Source organism: Oscillibacter sp. UBA6647 (assembly GCA_002455655.1).
Taxonomy (GTDB): Bacteria; Bacillota; Clostridia; order Oscillospirales; family Oscillospiraceae; genus Oscillibacter.
The window spans coordinates 2,670-8,059 of record DKLF01000148.1 but is presented as its reverse complement, the minus strand read 5'-3'; the positions used below and the strand labels follow the sequence as shown (position 1 = coordinate 8,059).

The following is a 5,390-nucleotide window of genomic DNA, read 5'->3' as shown; positions in this document are numbered from 1 at the left end:
GTCTCCACGCCCATGTCGCCACGGGCGACCATAATCCCGTCGGCCACGGAGAGAATTTCGGAGAGATTATCCACGCCCTCCTGATTTTCAATTTTTGCGATGATACGGATGGAGGACCCGGCGGCGCTGAGCAGGCGGCGCAGATCCGTCACGTCCGCCGCGCTGCGGACGAAGCTGGCAGAAATAAAATCAAAATCCTGCTCCACGCCAAAGAGAATATCCTCCCGGTCCCGCTGGCTGAGATAGGGCATGGAAAGGCGCACGCCGGGGACGTTGACCCCTTTGTGATTTTTCACGCTTCCGCCGTTTTCCACCCGGCAGACGATATCTTCTCCTTTGATTTCCAGTACCGTGAGACAGATAAGCCCGTCGTCCAGCAAAATCGCGCCGCCGGAAACCACGTCGTCGGGAAGTTCCCGATAGGTGACGGCACAGATATGCTCGTCCCCCGGAACATCGCGGGTGGTGAGGGTAAATTCCTGACCCGCTTGCAGTTGGACGCGACCGTCCTTAAAATCCCGCAGACGGATTTCGGGGCCCTTGGTGTCCAGCATGGTGGCCACGGGCAGATTCAGCTCCTTCCGAAGCTTTTTCACCATGTCCAGCCGCACCTTGTGTTCGGCGTGGGTGCCGTGTGAAAAGTTAAACCGGGCCACGTTCAGTCCGGCCTCCAGCATGGAACGGAGCGTCTCCTCCTTGTCGGTGGCGGGGCCCAGAGTACAGACAATTTTTGTCTTTCGCATATAAACCTCCTTGTTTCTTGGAAGCAATCCTTAAAATACGGATTCTGATTCTATTATAAACGATTTCGTCTCTGTGGCAAGGGGGAATCCCGTATTTTTTGTAAATAAAAGGGGGTGTACTGTGTAAAAAGTTTTACGTATCTTTCTTGTATGTTGTCTCTTGCACGGCGGGATACCCGCCTAAACGGGCGATTTTTGTAAAAAGAAGCACGACGAGACAGCGTGGCCTTAGGCATAGATAGAAGAAAAAACATCAAAGGGCAGGGAAATTTACATTCCCGGCCCCTTATTGCAAAGCCCCCGAAGGTTTACGACCCGGCGGCAAGAGATTAAATTATTTTGCCTTGTGTGTGGCAAAATACCTCTTGGACCGCAAACGCACGAACGGACCATACTTGGTAGTCCGTTCGTGCGCTTACAGTGATAGCAGAAATTTTTTGAGATTACGCTACGTGGGTTCTGCGCTCCTCGCCTCTTTGGAAGAGCAGCGTGATGCACCACAGACCTGCCAGGCCGACCAACGCATAAATAATGCGGGAAAGGGCGGCCATCTGCCCGCCGCAGAGGAAGGCGACTGTGTCGAAGCCAAACAGGCCGACGCCGCCCCAGTTCAGCGCGCCAATAATGGCGAGCACCAGTGCGATCTTGTCGATTACCATAAAACATACCTCCTAAAAACTGATTATCCGGGGTTTGGGTGGAGTATGCCCCAAAGCGCGGATAATCATACCGATGAGGAGAAAAATTTCAGACTCCCGTTGAATCCGGCGGCGGAGTATAGTATACTGGGAAGACAAGCACAATGGCGCAGTGCGCCAAAAAATTTTCAAATTTGGAAAAGGAGACTCACATGAACGAGAGATTCAATCGCCTGGGCTTCTATCCTGCGGATATCCTGCTGCCCGCAAGCGCAGATATGGAAAAGTGGGCCGTTGTGGCCTGCGACCAGTTTACCTCTCAGCCGGAATATTGGGAGGCAGTGGAGCAGACGGTGGGCGAAGCGCCCTCTACCCTGCGCCTGATTCTGCCGGAGGCCAAGCTGAACGATCCCGACGTGGAGAAGCACATTGGGGACATCAATGCGTCCATGCGAAAATATGTGGAGGGCGGCGTGTTCAAAACCCTGCCCGCGTCTCTCATCTATATGGAACGCACCCAGTCCGACGGAAAGGTGCGTCACGGTCTGGTGGGCATGGTGGATTTGGACCAGTATGACTACACCCCCGGCTCCGGTGCGCTGATCCGCGCCACGGAAGGAACCGTTCTTTCCCGCATTCCCCCTCGGGTGAAGGTGCGGCAGGACGCGCCGGTGGAGCTGCCCCACGTGATGCTGCTGATCGACGATCCTGACGAAACGGTGATTGAACCGCTGGGCGGCCAGAGCGGCGCTATGGAAAAGCTCTATGATTTCGATTTGCAGCAGGGCGGCGGGCATTTGATCGGCTGGAAGCTGACTGAGGCCCAGACCGACGCTGTGGCAGACGCGCTGACGGCGCTGTGCGCCCCCGACCAGATGGAGCGCAAGTACGGCATGAAGGACGCAGCGCCCCTCCTGTTCGCGGTGGGCGACGGAAACCATTCCCTTGCCACGGCGAAGACCTGCTATGAAAACAAGAAGAAGGTCACGCCCAAGGAGCAGTGGGCCACTCTGCCGGAGCGGTATGCGCTGGTGGAGGTGGTGAACAACCACGACGACGCACTGAAATTCGAGCCCATTCACCGGGTGGTGTTCGATGTGGACGCGGAGAAGCTGCTGGCGGCCTTTCAGGCGTTTTATCCCTCTGCCCATGAGGGCGAGGGTGAGGGCCACACCATCGCCTATACCTGGGCGGGCGGCAAGGGCTTTCTCACCGTGCCGGACCCCAAGGTCCAGCTTGAGGTGGGGACGCTTCAGGCGTTTATCGACGAGTATTTGAAGGATAACGGCGGCGAGGTGGACTACATCCACGGCGACGAGGTGACGGATGAGCTGGGCGCGAAGCCCGGCAACATCGGCTTCAAGCTGCCCGCCATGGGGAAAGAGCAGCTCTTTAAAACCGTGATGGCCGACGGCGTGCTGCCCCGGAAAACCTTCTCCATGGGCCACGCGCAGGATAAGCGCTATTATGTGGAGGCAAGAGCCATTCAATAACTGCGGCGCAAACAACACGACGTTTTAAGGGGAGAGACAATGCTGAGCTTTAATCATTTTAACTTCAACGTGTCCAATTTGGACAAATCGCTGGTATTTTACAAAGAGGCGCTGGATCTGACGCCGGTGGGAAGCCGCAAGGAGGCCGCCGACGGGAGCTACATCATCGTGTATCTGGGAGACGGGAAGACGGACTTCCGGCTGGAGCTGACATGGCTGCGGGACCATCCCCAGAAATATGATCTTGGAGAGTGCGAATTCCATCTGGCCCTGCGGGCCGCCGATTACGAGACGGAGCATGCGCGCCACGAAAAAATGGGCTGTATCTGCTTTGAAAATCCGAAGATGGGGATTTACTTCATTCAGGACCCGGACGGGTATTGGATTGAGGTCATTCCCACGCGATAAGAGAAATATTGAAAAAAGACCGCGCAAGCGGTCTTTTTTCCGTAAAGGATTTGCCGCCTGATAAGGGAACTTCTGGAGCGAGTGCATTTATGGGCCAGCCGTCCGAGGGCGGCGCTTCCAAATCAGTGCATTTGGGTGCTCGTCATAAGGGCGGCGATTGAAAAACGGACGCAGGGAAGTTTCTTCCCTGCGTCCGTTCAATTTTTACTTTCCGCATACTTCCCACAAAATGCGCTCGGCGGAAAAGCTTTTCAAAAAGAGGGTTCAGCCGGTAAACGCTTAGACCGCAGGGATGACGGCGCCGCCGTAGGTGGTGGTGATGAAATCACGGGCAGTTTCGGACTGGAGGGCCTCCACCAGCGCACGGATGGCGGGATTGTTCTCGTTGCCCTCTTTCACGGCAATGATGTTCACATAGGGGGAGTTGGCATCCTCAATGGCCAGAGCGTCCTCCACGGGGTTGAAGCCCGCTTCCATGGCATAGTTGCTGTTGATGACGGACAGGTCCACTTCCTCGACGGTGTTGGGAATCATGGCAGCCTCCAACTCCTTGAAGGTCAGGTTCCTGGGGTTCTCCGCAATGTCGTTGGGAGTGGCGGTCAGGTTGGCGCTGTCCTTCAGCTTGATGAGGCCCTGCGCCTCCAGCAGCAGGAGGGCACGGCCCTCGTTGGTGGCATCGTTGGGGATGGCGACGACAGCTCCGTCGGCCAAATCGGCCAGAGCGGTGGTCTTGCCCGCGTAAATGCCCATCGGCTCGATATGCACGCCGCCCGCATTCACAAGATGAGTGCCGTTTTCGGCGTTGAAGTTATCAAGATAAGGCACGTGCTGGAAGTAGTTGGCGTCTTCGCTGCCCTCCTCCACGGCGGTGTTGGGAACCACGTAGTCGCCGTATTCCGTGACCTGAAGGTCAATGCCCTGCTGGGCCAGAACGTCCTTCACGGCGTTCAGAATTTCGGCGTGGGGAGTGGCGGAGGCGGCGACCTTGAGGGTCACGGTTTCAGCGGGAGCGGAGCCGGAAGCGGAACCGGCAGAACCGGATGCCGCGGAGCCGGAGCCTGCGCCGGTGCTGCCGCAGGCGGCAAGAGAAGCGGTCAGGCCGAGGGCCAGAGTAAGAGCAAGAAGTTTTCTTTTCATCAGTTGTTCCTCCATTAAAGTCAGATATATGTTGATGGGATGAAGTTATATTTCAATGGCCGTGTTTCCCGCCGTCGCGCGCCGACAGGGAGCAAGGGTCAAAAAAATAACAAAAAGGGAAGGCCCGGAAGCGGACCGGAAAATCAAAGCGCCGACAAAAGGGCCGCTTTTATTTCAGGCGCTTGTCGATTTTTGCGGACAGGAAGCTGAAAACGGTTTGGATGCCCTGCACCAGCAGAATAATGAAAATCACCGTGACCAGCAGCATGGAGGGGATGCGGCGCTGATAGCCATATCGAATGGCAAGGTCGCCCAGTCCGCCCGCGCCCACCGCGCCCGCAATGGCGGTATAGGCGAGAATGGTGATGATGGAGATGGAGCCGCCCAACAGCAGGGAGGGCTTCGCCTCTGGCAGATAGACTTTCCAGATAATCTGGAAGGGGGAGGCACCCATGGCCTGCGCCGCTTCCACAACGCCTGCGTCCACCTCTGCCAGAGAGGTTTCCACCATCCGGGCGATGAAGGGGGCGGCGGAAATCACCAGCGGGACAATCGCGCCACGGATACCGATTTTCGTGCCCACGATGAGCTTTGTAAAGTCCATGATGGCGACCATCAGGATGATGAAGGGAAGAGAGCGGCCCACGTTGACAATCCAGCCCAGCACCCGGTTCAGACCTCTGCGGGGCAGGATACCGTGGGGCTGGGTGATGCTGAGCAGGATGCCCAGTGGAAGTCCCAGCAGGTAGGCGAAGACGGTGGAGATGCCGGTCATAATCAGGGTGTCGATTGTGCCCTGCCCAAGAAGGGGGCCGTATTGATGCCAGAACGCAGATGTAAAAATCTCAGCCATAGTACGCGGCCTCCTCCCGTTCGTAGGTAACATGGTGTTCCTTTAAAAACGCCAGCATTTTTTGAGTTTGCTCTAAATTATCGGGCAGTTCCAGAAGCATCTGGCCGTGTGCGTTGCC

The 5,390-nt window shown here is 56.6% G+C and carries 6 protein-coding genes; 2 read left to right on the top strand and 4 right to left on the bottom strand.

Annotated features, from left to right (window positions below):
* A partial coding sequence (gene pyk, locus B2W96_RS11020; RefSeq protein WP_293010362.1) for a pyruvate kinase occupies window positions 1–743 on the bottom strand: 743 nt, incomplete at its 3' end.
* A gap of 443 nt (window positions 744–1,186) precedes the next feature.
* Window positions 1,187–1,402 carry a DUF378 domain-containing protein gene (locus B2W96_RS11015; protein WP_293010360.1) on the bottom strand — a complete coding sequence of 72 codons (216 nt, stop codon included), beginning with the start codon at window positions 1,400–1,402 and terminating at the stop codon, window positions 1,187–1,189.
* 191 nt (window positions 1,403–1,593) lie between these two features.
* Between B2W96_RS11015 and B2W96_RS11010 the strand changes: the two genes are divergently transcribed.
* Together B2W96_RS11010 and B2W96_RS11005 are read left to right on the top strand one after the other, a co-directional pair.
* Complete coding sequence (locus tag B2W96_RS11010) at window positions 1,594–2,874, top strand: DUF1015 domain-containing protein (RefSeq protein ID WP_293010358.1); 1,281 nt, start codon at window positions 1,594–1,596, stop codon at window positions 2,872–2,874.
* Window positions 2,875–2,913: 39 nt separating this feature from the next.
* Window positions 2,914–3,282, top strand: a complete 369-nt coding sequence (locus B2W96_RS11005; protein ID WP_293010356.1) for a VOC family protein — start codon at window positions 2,914–2,916, stop codon at window positions 3,280–3,282.
* A 279-nt stretch (window positions 3,283–3,561) separates the two neighbouring features.
* Here B2W96_RS11005 and B2W96_RS11000 read toward each other — a convergent pair whose 3' ends face one another.
* Both B2W96_RS11000 and B2W96_RS10995 read right to left on the bottom strand, forming a co-directional pair.
* Window positions 3,562–4,419, bottom strand: a complete 858-nt coding sequence (locus B2W96_RS11000; RefSeq protein ID WP_293010354.1) for a MetQ/NlpA family ABC transporter substrate-binding protein — start codon at window positions 4,417–4,419, stop codon at window positions 3,562–3,564.
* Between the two features lie 169 nt (window positions 4,420–4,588).
* Window positions 4,589–5,272, bottom strand: coding sequence for a methionine ABC transporter permease (locus tag B2W96_RS10995; RefSeq protein WP_293010352.1), 684 nt, complete (start codon window positions 5,270–5,272; stop codon window positions 4,589–4,591).
* Window positions 5,273–5,390: the final 118 nt, after the last annotated feature.